The sequence below is a fragment of the Streptomyces sp. NPDC059373 genome, assembly GCF_042751495.1.
Lineage (GTDB): Bacteria > Actinomycetota > Actinomycetes > Streptomycetales > Streptomycetaceae > Actinacidiphila.
Window position 1 is genome coordinate 180,525 of record NZ_JBHYXC010000012.1, and the last position, 13,908, is coordinate 194,432.

The 13,908-nt window shown below is 68.6% G+C and carries 13 protein-coding genes; 11 read left to right on the plus strand and 2 right to left on the minus strand.

All coding sequences use genetic code 11. From position 1 onward, the window contains the following. Nucleotides 1-29 precede the first annotated feature (29 nt). Genes ACFXJ5_RS19150 through ACFXJ5_RS19160 form a run of 3 tightly spaced genes read left to right on the plus strand, consistent with a single transcriptional unit; the run spans nt 30 to nt 3,255 of the window. Entirely contained in the window at nt 30-1,412 is a 1,383-nt protein-coding gene (locus tag ACFXJ5_RS19150) for an ABC transporter substrate-binding protein (RefSeq protein WP_384631833.1), read from the plus strand. After that, a complete protein-coding gene (locus ACFXJ5_RS19155; protein WP_384631836.1) occupies nt 1,409-2,344 on the plus strand; it encodes a carbohydrate ABC transporter permease in 936 nt (311 codons plus the stop codon). Before ACFXJ5_RS19150 ends, ACFXJ5_RS19155 begins: the two co-directional genes overlap by 4 nt. Then, nucleotides 2,341-3,255 carry a carbohydrate ABC transporter permease gene (locus ACFXJ5_RS19160; protein WP_384631839.1) on the plus strand — a complete coding sequence of 305 codons (915 nt, stop codon included), beginning with the start codon at nt 2,341-2,343 and terminating at the stop codon, nt 3,253-3,255. Before ACFXJ5_RS19155 ends, ACFXJ5_RS19160 begins: the two co-directional genes overlap by 4 nt. Nucleotides 3,256-3,319: 64 nt before the next feature. Here ACFXJ5_RS19160 and ACFXJ5_RS19165 read toward each other — a convergent pair whose 3' ends face one another. Next, entirely contained in the window at nt 3,320-3,877 is a 558-nt protein-coding gene (locus tag ACFXJ5_RS19165; protein WP_384631842.1) for a hypothetical protein, read from the minus strand. A 263-nt stretch (nt 3,878-4,140) separates the two neighbouring features. Here ACFXJ5_RS19165 and ACFXJ5_RS19170 point away from each other — a divergent pair, with 263 nt between their 5' ends. The 7 genes from ACFXJ5_RS19170 (at nt 4,141) to ACFXJ5_RS19200 (ending at nt 11,735) form a co-directional block, all read left to right on the plus strand. Then, complete coding sequence (locus tag ACFXJ5_RS19170) at nt 4,141-5,397, plus strand: efflux RND transporter periplasmic adaptor subunit (protein WP_384631845.1); 1,257 nt, start codon at nt 4,141-4,143, stop codon at nt 5,395-5,397. After that, nucleotides 5,394-6,389 carry an ABC transporter ATP-binding protein gene (locus ACFXJ5_RS19175; RefSeq protein ID WP_384631848.1) on the plus strand — a complete coding sequence of 332 codons (996 nt, stop codon included), beginning with the start codon at nt 5,394-5,396 and terminating at the stop codon, nt 6,387-6,389. The genes ACFXJ5_RS19170 and ACFXJ5_RS19175 overlap by 4 nt, the downstream gene beginning before the upstream one ends. Then, a complete protein-coding gene (locus tag ACFXJ5_RS19180; protein ID WP_384631851.1) occupies nt 6,386-7,594 on the plus strand; it encodes an ABC transporter permease in 1,209 nt (402 codons plus the stop codon). Before ACFXJ5_RS19175 ends, ACFXJ5_RS19180 begins: the two co-directional genes overlap by 4 nt. Before the next feature lie 58 nt (nt 7,595-7,652). After that, on the plus strand, nt 7,653-8,330 hold the full coding sequence (locus ACFXJ5_RS19185) for a hypothetical protein (RefSeq protein ID WP_384631855.1): 678 nt from the start codon (nt 7,653-7,655) through the stop codon (nt 8,328-8,330). Between the two features lie 61 nt (nt 8,331-8,391). Beyond that, a complete protein-coding gene (locus ACFXJ5_RS19190) occupies nt 8,392-9,132 on the plus strand; it encodes a response regulator transcription factor (RefSeq protein WP_384631858.1) in 741 nt (246 codons plus the stop codon). A gap of 17 nt (nt 9,133-9,149) precedes the next feature. Continuing rightward, complete coding sequence (locus tag ACFXJ5_RS19195; RefSeq protein WP_384631861.1) at nt 9,150-10,655, plus strand: sensor histidine kinase; 1,506 nt, start codon at nt 9,150-9,152, stop codon at nt 10,653-10,655. 324 nt (nt 10,656-10,979) lie between these two features. Next, a complete protein-coding gene (locus tag ACFXJ5_RS19200) occupies nt 10,980-11,735 on the plus strand; it encodes an NPP1 family protein (RefSeq protein WP_384631864.1) in 756 nt (251 codons plus the stop codon). A 55-nt stretch (nt 11,736-11,790) separates the two neighbouring features. Here ACFXJ5_RS19200 and ACFXJ5_RS19205 read toward each other — a convergent pair whose 3' ends face one another. Further along, nucleotides 11,791-13,440, minus strand: a complete 1,650-nt coding sequence (locus ACFXJ5_RS19205; RefSeq protein WP_384631867.1) for an APC family permease — start codon at nt 13,438-13,440, stop codon at nt 11,791-11,793. 81 nt (nt 13,441-13,521) lie between these two features. Here ACFXJ5_RS19205 and ACFXJ5_RS19210 point away from each other — a divergent pair. After that, nucleotides 13,522-13,908 (plus strand): helix-turn-helix domain-containing protein (locus ACFXJ5_RS19210; RefSeq protein ID WP_384631870.1); only part of this gene is annotated, 387 nt, incomplete at its 3' end.

Sequence of the window (13,908 nt, forward strand, 5' to 3'; positions counted from 1 at the left end):
CCCGCACGTGAGAACAGAAAGGCCCAACCATGAGGTCTCCCAGATTCCTGAAGAGCGGTACCGGCCGCAGAACGGCGCGGAACGCCGCCGCGGTCCTGTCCCTCTGCGCCGTCACCGCTCTCGCCGGCTGCGCCAGCGCCACCTCGTCGACCGACTCTGGCGGCGGGACCGCCTTCAAGCCGGTCAAGCAGGACAACGCTTCGAAGATCACCGTCTGGACCGACTCGACCCGGCTTCCGCAGGTGCAGGCGTACCAGAAGGCGCACCCCGACGTGAAGATGAACGTCGTCACCTATGACGGCGGCGCCGACGGGTCGACGTACCTCCAGACGAAGGTGCAGCTCTTCGACCGCACCGGCAAGGGCTGGCCGGACGTCGTCTTCGGCTCGCCCACCGACGTCACCTGGGCGTCGCAGCCGACCAAGCCCGGCGCGACCGCGTTCGCCGCCCCGCTGGACCAGAACCTGGTCCCGCAGACGACACTGGACAACTTCGCCAAGGGATCGCTCGCCCCCTGTCAGTACAACGGCCACACCTACTGCATGCGCAACGACATAGCGCAGGTGGTGCTCTGGTACAACAAGTCCCTCATGGACAAGTGGCACTACCAGGTGCCCACCACCTGGGAGCAGTACGAGGCGCTCGGCAAGAAGGTCGCCAAGGAGCACCCCGGCTACCTCGTCGGCTCGGTCGGTGACACCAACTCGCAGGAGTCGTACTTCTGGTCCAGCCAGTGCCCGGCCTTCCAGCTGACGAAGCCCGACACGCTCCGCACCGCCCTCTCGGACCCGAAGTGCACGCGGATGTCCAAGCTGCTCGACTCCCTCATCTCCGCCAAGGCCGTCACCACCCAGGGCTTCTTCAGCCAGGGATTCGCCAAGAGCAGCGGCAGCAAGGTCCTGATGGCCAACGGCCCCTCCTGGTACGGCCAGTACCTGTTCAACACGGCCTTCAAGACGCCGGCCGGGCAGATCAGCGCCGCCGGCCCGCTGACCTGGAGCGGTGAGAACACCGTCGCCACCGGCAACGTCGGCGGCGGCCTGTGGATGGTGTCGTCGCACAGCACCAACCTCAAGGCGGCCACCGATCTGACCACCTGGCTGACCACGTCGAGCGCCAACCAGTCGAAGGCGCCGACCTACCCGGCGTACGTGCCGGCGGCCAAGGACTGGCTGGCCAACCCGGACAACAGCAAGTACTTCGCCACCGACATCAGCGGCGTCTTCCAGAAGGCGGCCGGCGACGTGTGGACCGGCTGGTCGAACACCAAGTTCAGCGACGCCACCGCCTGGTCCAGCGTGGTGCTGCCCGCACTGACGGCCGGCAAGTCGCTGACCGCGACGCTCCCCGCCTGGCAGAGCGCGATCGCTGACGAGGCCAAGGCCAACGGATACACGGTGACCACGAAATGACAGTGCTGGACACCCGGCACGCCACCGTTTCCCCTCCCCGTCGCGGCATCACGCCGCGGCGGGGCGGTGGCGGCGGGGCGGCCGGCTATCTCTTCGTCGCCGGATACACGATTCTGCTGCTCGCCTTCGGCGTCTTCCCCACCGGCTACGCGTTCTACCTGGCGCTGACCAACGACAAGGGCCAGTTCACCGGCGTCAACCAGTTCGTCAAGGTCGCCCAGGACTACCGGTTCGTCCCCGCCTTCACCAACATCCTGGTCTACCTGGTGATGTGGCTGGTCATCCTGGTCGTGCTCACGGTCCTGGTGGCGGTGGTGCTGCGCAGCCGCATGCGGCCGGGTCTCTCGGCGCTCTTCCGCTTCCTCTACTACATTCCCGGCGCGCTCGCCGGGGTGGCCAGCGTGCTGGTGTGGCTGTTCATGCTCGACCCGGACGTCAGCCCGGCCTCCTGGCTGCTGAACTCACTGGGTTTCCACAGCTTCGCCGCGGTGCTGGCGCCGGGCAACCTTTCGGTGGTCTTCGTCCTGATCGCCTTCTGGACCGGGGCCGGCGGCTGGATCGTGGTGATGTACGGAGCGCTGAACAACATCCCGGACGAGGTCCTCGAAGCGGCCAGGATGGACGGGGCAGGGCCCTGGAAGACCGCCTGGCACATCCAGATCCCGATGATCAGACAGTGGATCGCCTATATGACGATCCTCGCCTTCGCCGCCGGCACCCAGCTGTTCGTCGAGCCGCAACTGCTCCAGACGGCCAGCCTGGGCCGGGTCAGCCCGACGTGGTCACCCAACCAGCTGGCGTACGTCTTCGCCTTCCAGCAGGGCGACTTCAACGGCGCCGCCGCGATCTCGGTCTTCCTGCTGGCCCTCGGCCTCATCTGCGCCGGTCTGCTCGTGGCCCGCTCGAACCTGTTCACGTTGGATGAGAAATGACAAACACCGCAATCGCCTCGCCCGCGACGGTCCGGCGCGGCGCGCCCTCGCGGGCCGTCTCGCTCCTCATCATCTGCGTACTTCTCGCGGTGCTGCTGGTCTTCTTCATCCTGCCGGTCGTCTGGCTGCTGCTCGCGCCGTCGAAGACCGCCGACCAGATGGTCCACGACTCGCCGTTGTCGTTCGGCTCCTTCGGCCAGATCGGCGCGGCCTGGAAGCACCTCTTCTCGTTCCAGAACGGCGCGCTGCTGGTGTGGCTGCGCAACTCCGCGGTCTACTCCGGCGGCTCCCTGCTGCTCACCCTGCTCACCAGCATTCCGGCTGGTTACGGGCTGGCGCTGACGAAGTTCCGCGGACGCAAGACGCTGCTCGCGATCACGCTGGTCACCATGATCATGCCCTCGGCGACGCTGGTTCTGCCGATCTTCCTGGAACTCAACCAGTTCCACCTGATCGGCACGGCCTGGTCGGTCATCCTGCCGTTCTCGTTCTACCCGTTCGGCGTGTACCTCGTGTACATCTACTTCGCGACCAGCCTGCCCAAGGAGATTCTCCAGGCCGCCCGCATCGACGGCTGCTCGCAGTGGCAGATCTTCATCCGTATCGCCCTGCCGCTGGCGAAGCCCGTCGTGGGGCTTGTCGCCTTCTTCAGCTTCGTCGGCAACTGGAACAACTTCTTCCTGCCCTACCTGGTGCTGCCCAACAGCGACGAATTCCCCGTCCAGGTGGGACTGAACCAACTGCTGTCATCCACACCGTCGTTCAACCCCGTGGCCGGCGCGGGACTCAACATCACCATCCCGGAACTCGCGCTGGCGATCATCGTCGCCATCCTCCCCGTGCTGGTGCTGTTCCTCTTCTCGCAGCGCACGCTCGTCTCCGGGATGCTCGCCGGATCGACCAAGGAGTGAGCGGCCGCGCAGCAAGGAGGGGTTCGCCGGCGGGCGGTGAGCCCCTCCTTGTGCGGGACCGTGGCTACGACGCGCTCGCGGTGGGCGTGGGCCGGCCCGAGGGCCGCTGAGGAAGCAGAGCCTGGCAGGACGTGTACGCCTGGGCGGTCTTGGTGTCGGCCGTGTTGAGGCCGCGCATGACATTGCCCTGGGAGCCGGGTGACGCGGAGGGCAGCACGACTCCGTGGTCCTTCATGCAGCTGGTGAACGCGCTGATGGCCGACGCATTCGCGCCGCCGCCCCCACCGCCCCCGTTGCCCCCCGGACGCAGGCTCGCGCACGCCTGCGCCGCCTTCTGGAACGCCGGATCGGCCGACTGGCCCCCGCCGAAGCCGCCACCGAAGCCACCGCCGCCGCTGGGCTGACCGCTCGGACGGCCGCTCGGGCGACCGCTCGGGGCCTTGGCTCCGTGCTGCGTGAGGCACTGCCGGTAGGCATCGGCCTGTTGCGAACCACCGGACGCGGCCGGCGCGGCGTTGGTCGACGTACCGGGCGAAGAAGAGGACGAGCAGCCGAAGAGCATCAGTCCGCCGGTGGCGATGATCGCGGCGGACAATGCGGCACGATGAGTAGTGCGGAACATGGCCGGTCTCCTCAGGGAGCGGTAACGGACGGGTGGCGTACCACCGCCGCGATACTCAACCGCAGCCGCTTGGCAGAGGGCTGGAAGTAAACCGGGAGTTCCCTGGGAACGCGGATCCACCGCATGGGCACCGCCTGTGCCGTTTCGCACCCTTGCGCGGCACTTCGTCCCGGGTCACGGACGGCCGAGGTGGGTGGCCGCGCCCAGGAAACTCCAGGAAAGCTGCCAGCGGTTCGACAAGCCGGGCGGTCACTCTCGCTGCCATGAGAGTGCTTCCACGACGGCGCAAGGCCGTCCTGATGAACTCGGTGCTCGGCGTCGTGCTCGTGGCAGCCGCCACCGGTGCCTACGCGGCCGTCAACAGTGACAGCACCGCCAAGGCCCCGACAGGCTCACGTACCGTCACGGTCGCCAAGGGCACCGTCCTGGCAACGGTCTCCGGCTCGGGATCACTGATCTCCCCCAGTGACGCCTCAGCCGACTTCACCACCGGCGGCACCCTGACGAAGGTGGAGGTCAAGCCTGGTGACAAGGTCACCAAGGGGCAGGTGCTGGCGAAGGTCGACAAGACCGCGGCCGACCAGACCCTCACCGAGGCGGAGGCGTCCCTGACCGCTGCCGAGGCCAGCCTGACCAAGGCCGAGGAAGGCCAGGCGCCCGCCGCCACCCAGACCGATCCCTCACCGAGCGCGTCGGTCGACGCGTCCGCGGTCGCCCAGGCTCAGGCCCAGGTGGCGCAGGCTCAGGACGCGGTGGACACGGCGCAGACGGCGGTGAACGGCACGACGCTGAAGGCGCCGGTCAGCGGCACGGTGGCGTCGGTGGCCGCTGCGGTCGGCCAGACCGTCTCCGGTACGAGCGGCTCGGGCTCCAGCAGCTCGTCGTCCTCGACCTCCACCTCGTCCTCCTCGTCGTCCCCGACCGGCTTCATCGTCATCACCAATCCCAAGGGGATGCAGGTGACGGCTGACTTCTCCGAGTCGGACGCGCTGAAGCTGAAGGAGGGGCAGGCCGCCACGGTGACCCTGAACGCCCAATCGGACAAGACCCTCAACGCCAAGGTGCTCTCGGTCAGTTCGCTGCCGACCACCAGCACCAGCACCAGTAGTTCCGGCGGGTCGGGCAGCAGCTCGGCCGTGCAGTACGCGGCCACCCTTGCCATCGACGGTTCGACCAGCGGCCTGCGGACCGGTCTGAGCGCCAGCATCCAGGTGGTCACCGGTGAGGTCTCCAACGCGTTGTACGTCTCGGCCGCCGCTGTCAGCGGTACGGGCACGAGCCGTACCGCCACCGTGGTGAAGCAGGACGGCAGCACCCAGGTCGTCAACGTCACCGTAGGACTTCAGGGTGACACCAACGACGAGATCACCAGCGGCCTGACCCAGGGCGAGCAGGTGCGGATCAACAGCGTCGCTTCCACGGGCACCAACGGATTCCCCGGTGGCGCGTTCCCCGGTGGCGCGGGCGGTACCGGCGGCCGTGGCGGTGCCGGCGGCGTCGGCGGCGGAGCCCGAGGATGAGCCCGCTGCTACGCCGGCGGCGTACGACGGAGGCCGGGCCGGCCGCGGTGGGCCCGGTCGAGGAGGGCCCGGTCGGGGAAGGAACTGTCGAGGTGGGCCTGGCCGAGCCGGGTCCGTGGGGTCCGGCACCGGTCATCGAGGTGCGGTCGCTGGTGAAGAGTTACGGGGAGGGCGACGGGGCGGTGCACGCGCTGTCCGGGCCCGTGGACCCGGTCACCGGCGACCGGGCCGGGATCGACCTGACCGTGATGCAGGGCGACCTGGTCGCCATCATGGGCAGTTCCGGGTCCGGCAAGTCCACGCTGATGAACATCGTGGGCTGCCTGGACGTGCCGACCTCCGGCCGGTATCTGCTGGACGGTATCGATGTGGGCGGGCTGGACGAGAGCCAGTTGTCGCTGGTCCGCAACCGCAAGATCGGTTTCATCTTCCAGTCGTTCAACCTGGTGCCGCGTACGACAGCGATCGCCCAGGTCGAGCTGCCGCTGGCCTACGCCGGGGTGAAGTCGGCGGAACGCCGCCGCCGGGCGACGGCCGCGCTCAGCGTGGTGGGGCTCGGCGACCGGATCAATCACCGGCCCAACGAGCTCTCCGGCGGCCAGCAGCAACGCGTGGCGGTCGCCCGCGCCCTGGTCACCTCGCCGGCCATGCTGCTGGCCGACGAACCGACCGGAAACCTCGACAGTCGCAGCACCGACGAGGTGCTGGGCATCTTCGACCGGCTCAACGCCACGGGACGCACCGTGGTGCTGATCACCCACGAGGACGAGGTGGCCCGGCACGCCAAGCGGGTGATCCGGCTGGTGGACGGCGAGGTCGTCGACGACATACGGCAGGCCCCGGTGGACGGCCTGCCGCCCGCCCTGCGGGACCCGGACGCCTTCGCCGATGCCCACGCACATGCTCAGCAGTACGCCACTCGGCCGTACGACCAACCTGCCGTCCCACAGCCCAGGCTGCAGGACACGACGCTCGGGGGTGAGCGGCGGTGAATCCACTCGAGACTCTGCGCTTCGCGATCGCGGGCCTGGCGGCCAACAAGGTGCGTTCCTCGCTGACCATGCTCGGTGTCCTCATCGGTGTTGCCGCGGTCATCCTGCTGCTCGCGGTCGGCAACGGCTCCTCGCAGGCGGTGAAGAACTCCATCGAGAAGCTGGGCACCAACTCGCTGACGATCTCCTCCGGCAGCAGTGGCACCTCGAGCACCACGACCACGGTCAAGCCGCTCACCCTGGACGACGCCAAGGCCCTGGCCGACCCCAAGCAGACTCCGGACGTCAAGTCCGTCGCCCCCGAGGTCACCACGTCCCAGACCGCGATCTACCAGGGCACCTCGCACACCGTCAGCCAGGTCGTCGGCACCTACCCCGCGTACTTCGAGGCGTCCAACAGCAAGGTCGTCAAGGGCGACTACTTCAGTAACGACGACGTTCTCAACTCCCGCAAGGTCGCCGTCATCGGCTCCACCACGGCCACCGACGTGTTCGGCACGGCGGACCCGGTCGGCAAGACCATGGTGCTCGGCGGCACCCCGTTCACCATCGTGGGTGAGCTGGCCACCAAGGGCGGCAGCGGATTCCAGGACCCGGACGACGTGGTGATCGCACCCCTGCCCACCGTGCAGAACGCGTTCAGCGGTTTCGGCTCCCTCAACCAGATCCTCGTGGAAGCCGTGTCGGCCGACGCGACCACCCCGGCGCAGAGCGAGATCACCACTGTCCTGATGGGACAGCACGGCATCACCGACGCGAACGCGCTGGACTTCCGGGTGAGCAGCCAGACGTCCCTGCTGACCACCCAGGCCTCCACCACCTCGACCTTCACCGTCCTGCTCGGCGCGGTGGCCGCCATCTCCCTGCTGGTCGGCGGGATCGGCATCACCAACATCATGCTGGTGACCGTGACCGAGCGGACCCGGGAGATCGGCATCCGCAAGGCGATCGGCGCCCCCAAGGGCGTCATCCTCGGCCAGTTCCTGACCGAGTCGACCCTGCTGTCGCTGATCGGAGGCGGCCTGGGCGTCGCCATCGGGATACTCGGTTCCCGGTTCAGCATCGTCGGCATCAAACCAGTGATCATTCCCGCGTCCGTCTACGGCGCTCTCGGAATCGCCGTGGCCATCGGCCTGTTCTTCGGCAGCTACCCGGCGAACCGGGCCGCGAGCCTGCGGCCCATCGAGGCGCTACGACACGAGTGACCCGGCACCACCAGCGCCCCGCGACGACGATCCACCGTATGGACAGGAGTACCCGGACATGGCCCGACACCGCCATCTTGTGAAGGCTGCTGCCGACCGCGAAGCCGCGCCGGCGCTGCCGGACGCGCCCGATTTTGGTGACCAATCCGATGACGTCTACCAGCCCGAGGAGCAGCCCGAGGACGTGCTCGCCGATCCTCCGGACATGCGGGACATCAGCGCCGAGCTGAGCGCCCCGCCCAAGCGCAAGCTGCCCTGGCCCACCCTGCTGCTGACCAGCTCGGTCGTCGCTGTGCTGGCGTTCACCGGCGGCGTGCTGGTGGAGAAGGGCCAGTCGTCCGGCTCCGCCGCGCCGGGCGGTGCCGCGGCAGCGGGTGGCGCACGCTTCGGGGGCGCCGCGAGCGCCGGGACAGGCGGGCAGGCGCCCGGTGGCGGCAACGCCGGCGGCGCCGGAAGCGGGATGACCGCCGGCACGGTCAAGGTGGTCGACGGCAGCACGATCTACGTCACCGACGCCCAAGGCAACATCATCAAGGTGAAAACCGGCAAGTCCACCCAGGTCAGCGTGGCCAAGAGCGGCAAGGTCTCCGACCTGAAGCCCGGACAGACCGTCACCGTGCGCGGCAGCCAGAGCTCCTCCGGCGACATCACGGCCACGACGGTGACAGAGGGCGGCACCGTCGGAGGGTTCGGCGCCAGGGGCGGCGCGCAGCCGAGCAGCAGCTCGGGGGGTTGATCCCGCGCATACGCGATGAGGCGTAGCGTTCAGCAGCACTTTCGAACACACCAGGGGCCAGATGAACACAGACGCACCCGAGGCCAGCCTGCTGGTTGTCGAGGACGAGCCCAACATCAGGGAGCTGCTGGCGGCATCGCTGCGCTTCGTCGGGTTCGAGGTGGTCTCCGCGGCGACCGGTGCCGAGGCACTGGCAGCGGTCGCCGCGGAGACCCCCGACCTGGTGGTTCTGGATGTGATGCTGCCGGACATGGACGGTTTCACCGTGGTGAAGCGGCTGCGTGAGGATTTCGACGCCTACAGCCGGACAGGCGCCGCCACCCGCGAGCATCTGCCCGTCCTGTTCCTCACCGCCAAGGACGGCATCGAGGACAAGGTCAGCGGCCTGACCGCCGGAGGCGACGACTACGTCACCAAACCCTTCAGCCTTGAAGAGCTGATCGCCCGCATCCGGGCCATCCTGCGCCGCACCGGCGGCCCGGACAGCAACGGCACCCTGATGGTCGACGACCTCGAGCTCGACCCCGTCGGCCATCAGGTGATGCGCTCCGGTCACCCGGTCCCGCTGTCCCCCACCGAATTCAAACTGCTCGAGTACCTCATGGTGAATGCCGGCCGGGTGCTGTCCAAACCGCAGATCGTCGACCACGTCTGGGCCTACGACTTCGGCGGCGACCTCAGCATCGTCGAGTCGTACATCTCCTACCTGCGCCGCAAGGTCGACTCCGGCGAGACCGGCGCCGCCAAACTCATCCACACCGTGCGTGGCGTCGGCTACGTGCTGCGCCGCCCGCACGGATGACCGCGATGCGATTGCGCTTGCGATTGCCCCGTTGGACGCCGGCCTGGCGTCCGACGGCGCTCTCCCTGCGGTCCCTGCGCTCGCGGCTCATCCTGACGTCCGTGGTGCTGGTCGTCGTCGGCCTCGGCGTGAGCGACACCGTGGTGCTCAGCCTGGTCCGGCACGATCTCGTTCAGCGTGTCGACCAGCAACTGAAGAGGTTCGGCGGGCCGTTGACGCGCCGGATCGCCACCGGCGACCGCCGACCGCCTCCGTCGGACGGCCAGGACAAGGGCGGCCTCGGCAGCCCCTGGCTGCCGAGCCAGTACGTGGTCGCCTTCGTCGGCGCCGACGGCACGATCTCCCAGCAACTGAGCGTCCCGGTCTCCCCCACCGACCCCCGTCCCAAGTGGCCGACCATGGGCGCCGCCGAGTTGCGCGCCCGCACCGGCATCCCCTTCGACGTCCCCAGCGACCACGGCGACAGCGACTGGCGGGTGCTCATCCTCGCCATCCCCCAGGCCACCGCCCGGCACCTCCCCGCCAGGGTCGTGGTGGCGGTCTCCCTCCACGACGTGACCTCCACGACCGCCAGCCTGAGCACCGAGTTCGAGCTGATCGGCGCGGTCGTGGCGGCGCTGCTGGGCGTGGCCGGCTGGTTCGCGGTACGGGCCGGACTCCGGCCGCTGCACCGTATCGAGGCCACCGCCACCGAGATCGCCGCCGGGCGGCCGCTGTCGCACCGGATGCCGCACGCCTCAACACGTACCGAGGCAGGACGGCTGTCCACCGCGCTCAACATCATGCTCGCGCGGATCGAGTCCGCCTTCGCCGCCCGCGCGGAGTCCGAGGCCCGTATGCGGCGCTTCATCGCCGACGCCAGCCACGAACTGCGTACCCCGCTCGCCGGCATCCGGGGTTTCGCGGAGCTGTACCGGATGGGTGGGCTGCCCGATCAGGCCGACGTCAAGCGCACGATGGCTCGCATCGAGAACGAGGCGGTACGGATGGGCGGCCTGGTCGAGGACCTGCTGACCCTGGCCCGGGCCGACGAGAGCCGTCCCCTGCAGCTGGCACCGATGGATCTGCGCACCCTCGCCGTCGACGCCCTGCACGACACCACGGCCCTCGACGCCACCCGGCCGGTCTCCCTCACCGGCCCCGGCGGCGACAGCCCGTCGGCCCCCGCCCTGGTCCTCGGCGATGAAGCCCGCCTGCGCCAGGTCGTCGCCAACCTCGTCGGCAACGCCGTCGCCCACACCCCGCCCGGCACCTCGATCCGCATCGGCGTCGGCTCCGAGAACGGCCACGGCCTCATCGAGGTCGCCGATCAGGGCCCGGGCCTCGAACCCGACCAGGCCGCCCGGGTCTTCGAACGCTTCTACCGCGTGGACGCCTCCCGCACCCGCCGCGAAGGCGGCGGCGCCGGCCTCGGCCTCGCCATCGTCACGGCGCTCGTCACCGCACACAACGGCCACGTCGACGTCACCACCACCCCAGGAAAAGGCGCGACCTTCCGCGTACGCATCCCATCAGCTGAATGAAGTCGCTACGTTCAGGTAAGTTTGCGCCAATGTTCAATTCCTCCGGCGCGCCATCCTGTCAGATCTCACGGAATATCCGGAATGCCGTTTTGAGGGAAATGGTCAGTTGTGAAATTTTGCTTGCATCCGGCGCCGCCCCAGGCTAATTTGATGCCGCATCACGGATAGAAATCCGTTCGCAAAAAGCCACTGATCTCGACGCAAGGAATCCAGGCGAGGATCCTTGCCTCCCCCCACATTTATTGTTGAGGAGTTGGTTTGCGCAGCATGCTGTCATCGACGACGAACCCCGGGGAAACGGCCTCCCGCCCGAAGCCTCCGCGGATGCTCCGCCGGTCCGCGCTCGCGAGTGCGCTCGGTGCCGTGGTCCTGGTCATGGCCCTCCCGACCAGCGCGAGCGCCGACGTTCTCACGCTTCTGCCGCAGAACGCCGACGGGCTCGAGCAGACCTTCTCCCCCGCCTACGACTACGACGGCGACGGCTGCTACACCACCGCCGCCATCGGCGCCGACGGCACCATCAACCCCGGCCTGGCGCTGGGCGGAGACGTGAACGGCCACTGCCACGACATGGCCCAGCTCAACAACGCCAACACGTACTCGCGCGAGAAGTGCAACAACGGCTGGTGCGCGGTGGTGTACGCCAGCTACTTCGAGAAGGACCAGGCCACGCTGGGCCCGGCGGCCATCGGGCACCGCCACGACTGGGAGCACGTCGTGGTGTGGATCAACAACAACCAGGTCCAGTACGTCTCGGTGTCGCAGCACACCAGCTACGCGATCTCCGCCGCCTCGGGGGTGCGCTTCGACGGGAGCCACCCGAAGATCGTCTACCACAAGGACGGCGCCTCGACCCACGACTTCCGCTTCGCGAACACCAACGACGAACCCGCGGAGAACGCCACCGGCAACTGGTTCTACCCGCGCCTCGTCGGCTGGGAGGGCTACCCGGCGGGTTATCGCGACAAGCTCATGAGCGCCAATTTCGGCGATGCCACGATCAAAATCACGGACGGCTCCTTCAACTCCACCCTCTCCAACTCAATGCCTTCCGGAATCCCGTTCGACCCCAACGCCTGACATAAGCGGTGAAGTCGGCGGCCGACCCCGGAAGCGGTGGGGTCGGCCGCCGTCGTCATGCCGCGGGGAAAGCCTCCGGGAACTCGGAGCTCTCCTCGATGGTGACCGCCGCCGCCACCTCGCCGGTGGTCAGCGCCAGTTGAACGGCGACGTAATACACGGCGAGGCTGAAGGCGATGACCACCAGCAGGTCCCACCAGTTCCCCAGGGCGTCGCTGCCGCCGCCGTACCGCCCGAAGCGGCCGATGACGATCATGCCGACGAGCCAGGGCCACACCCATGCCGCCGACCGCCAGTGCAGTGCGGGGCGCTCGGCTGCCGGTATCCGCGACCGGGTGAGGGCGAAGACGGCGAGGCCGACGACGATGGTGGCGCCCAGCTTCCAGTCCGCCTCGTAACCGGACCAGTAGATGATCAGGTTGGCCGCGACGAAGGCCAGCGGAGAGGTCACCCGCCAGGCCGGCAGCCGGTAGGGACGCGGACGCGCGGCGTCCCGCAGCCGCAGGGCGTGCAGCGAGACGGGTGCGAAGGCGTACATGATCGCGGTGGCGGAGGTGACCAGGCCGACCAGCGCCGACCAGCTGGGGAAGGGCAGGAAGGCGATCTCGCCGACGACGAAGGCCAGCAGGATCGACGTCAGCGGGACGCCGCGGGGGCTGATCCGGGCCAGCCGCTTCGGCAGGGACTTCTCGTGCCCCATGGCGTACGACAGCCGGGAGGAGGTCGCCACGTAGACCAGGCCGGTGCCGGCCGGAGAGACCACGGCATCGATGTAGAGCACCGTGGCCAGCCAGCCGGCCCCGGCGGTCGTCGCCAGCGTCGCGTACGGGCCGAAGTCGCCCTTGCCGACCGGGTTGGCCCAGCCGTGCAGCAGCTTGTTCGGGTCGAGCGCGGCGATGAAGGCGACCTCGAGCAGCAGGTAGACCACCACGCCGATCACCATGGCGGCGATCACGGCGCGGGAGACGTCCCGCTGCGGGTTGCGGGCCTCTCCGGCCATCTGGATGGCCTGCTCGAAGCCCTGGAGCGCGAAGACCACGCCCGCCGGCAGCGCGGCGAAGACTCCATGCGCCCCGTACGGTGCGAAGCCCCCACCGGCGGTGAAGTTCGAGGAGTGGAAGGTCAGCGACATCAGGACGACGACGGTCAGCAGCGGGACGAGTGTCTTCCAGATCACCGTGATCGAGTTCGTCTCGGACATCAGCTTGACGCCGACGACGTTGATGATGGTGAAGATCAGCATGAAGACACTGGCGATGACCAGGCCGATCCCGGTGAGGGTGCCGTCGGTGTGCAGCAGGGTGACGTTGTCCTTCACCCATCCGATGCGGGCGGTGTACGACAGCGTGGCCTCAACCTCGATCGGGGCGATCGTCACCGCCTGAACCCAGGCCATCCAGCCGGCGGTGAAGCTCGCCAGCGGTCCGAAGGCGAAGAAGGGGAAGCGGGCGGTGCCGCCCGCGACGGGGTACGCGGCGCCCAGTTCGGCGTGTACGAGCGCGAGCATCGCGAGGATCGCGGCCGCGAGCACCCAGGACAACAGCGAGGCGGGGCCCGCGTAGCTGGCTGCCGTGAGGGCGCCCAGCAGCCACCCCGATCCGATGATCGAGCCGAGTGAGACGAAGAGCAGTCCCCAGAAACGGACATCCCGGTGGAGATGTCCGCTCCCTGTGGATGCGACGGCATCCGACGTGCTGGTGACCATGCCAAGGTCCCTCGTTACTGACCTTGAATGCGTGGTGTCGTGGGGGCTGACGGGTGGTGATCCCTGCGGTATGCCGTGTGTATGAGGTACGCGCAGGGCGGTGGCTTGACCGATGAGCGTCGGGCCTTTCGGGAGCGGTTGCGGTTGGAGGCGGCCGAGCGGTTCGTGCGGGGCGAGGAGAACGCGGTCATCGCGCACGATCTGCGGGTCAGCCTGCGTTCCGTGCAGCGGTGGCGAAACACCTGGTCGCAGGGTGGTCCGAGGGCCCTGGCCTCGAAGGGCCCGGCTTCGCTGCCGCTGCTGAGCGATGAGCTGTTCGCGGTCCTGGAGGCCGAGCTGGACAAGGGACCTGTTGCGCACGGCTGGCCCGACCAGACCTGGACCCTGGCACGGATCAAGACCCTGATCGGACGCCGGTTCCACAAGAGCTACACCATCCAGGGGGTGGCAGCGCTGCTCAAGCGGCAC

Excerpts from the sequence above, each read along its gene's own strand:
- ACFXJ5_RS19150 (WP_384631833.1), top strand. The coding sequence starts at position 30 with ATGAGGTCTCCCAGATTCCTGAAGAGCGGTACCGGCCGCAGAACGGCG.
- ACFXJ5_RS19155 (WP_384631836.1), top strand. The coding sequence starts at position 1,409 with ATGACAGTGCTGGACACCCGGCACGCCACCGTTTCCCCTCCCCGTCGC.
- ACFXJ5_RS19160 (WP_384631839.1), top strand. The coding sequence starts at position 2,341 with ATGACAAACACCGCAATCGCCTCGCCCGCGACGGTCCGGCGCGGCGCG.
- ACFXJ5_RS19165 (WP_384631842.1), bottom strand. The coding sequence starts at position 3,877 with ATGTTCCGCACTACTCATCGTGCCGCATTGTCCGCCGCGATCATCGCC.
- ACFXJ5_RS19170 (WP_384631845.1), top strand. The coding sequence starts at position 4,141 with ATGAGAGTGCTTCCACGACGGCGCAAGGCCGTCCTGATGAACTCGGTG.
- ACFXJ5_RS19175 (WP_384631848.1), top strand. The coding sequence starts at position 5,394 with ATGAGCCCGCTGCTACGCCGGCGGCGTACGACGGAGGCCGGGCCGGCC.
- ACFXJ5_RS19185 (WP_384631855.1), top strand. The coding sequence starts at position 7,653 with ATGGCCCGACACCGCCATCTTGTGAAGGCTGCTGCCGACCGCGAAGCC.
- ACFXJ5_RS19190 (WP_384631858.1), top strand. The coding sequence starts at position 8,392 with ATGAACACAGACGCACCCGAGGCCAGCCTGCTGGTTGTCGAGGACGAG.
- ACFXJ5_RS19200 (WP_384631864.1), top strand. The coding sequence starts at position 10,980 with ATGCTCCGCCGGTCCGCGCTCGCGAGTGCGCTCGGTGCCGTGGTCCTG.
- ACFXJ5_RS19205 (WP_384631867.1), bottom strand. The coding sequence starts at position 13,440 with ATGGTCACCAGCACGTCGGATGCCGTCGCATCCACAGGGAGCGGACAT.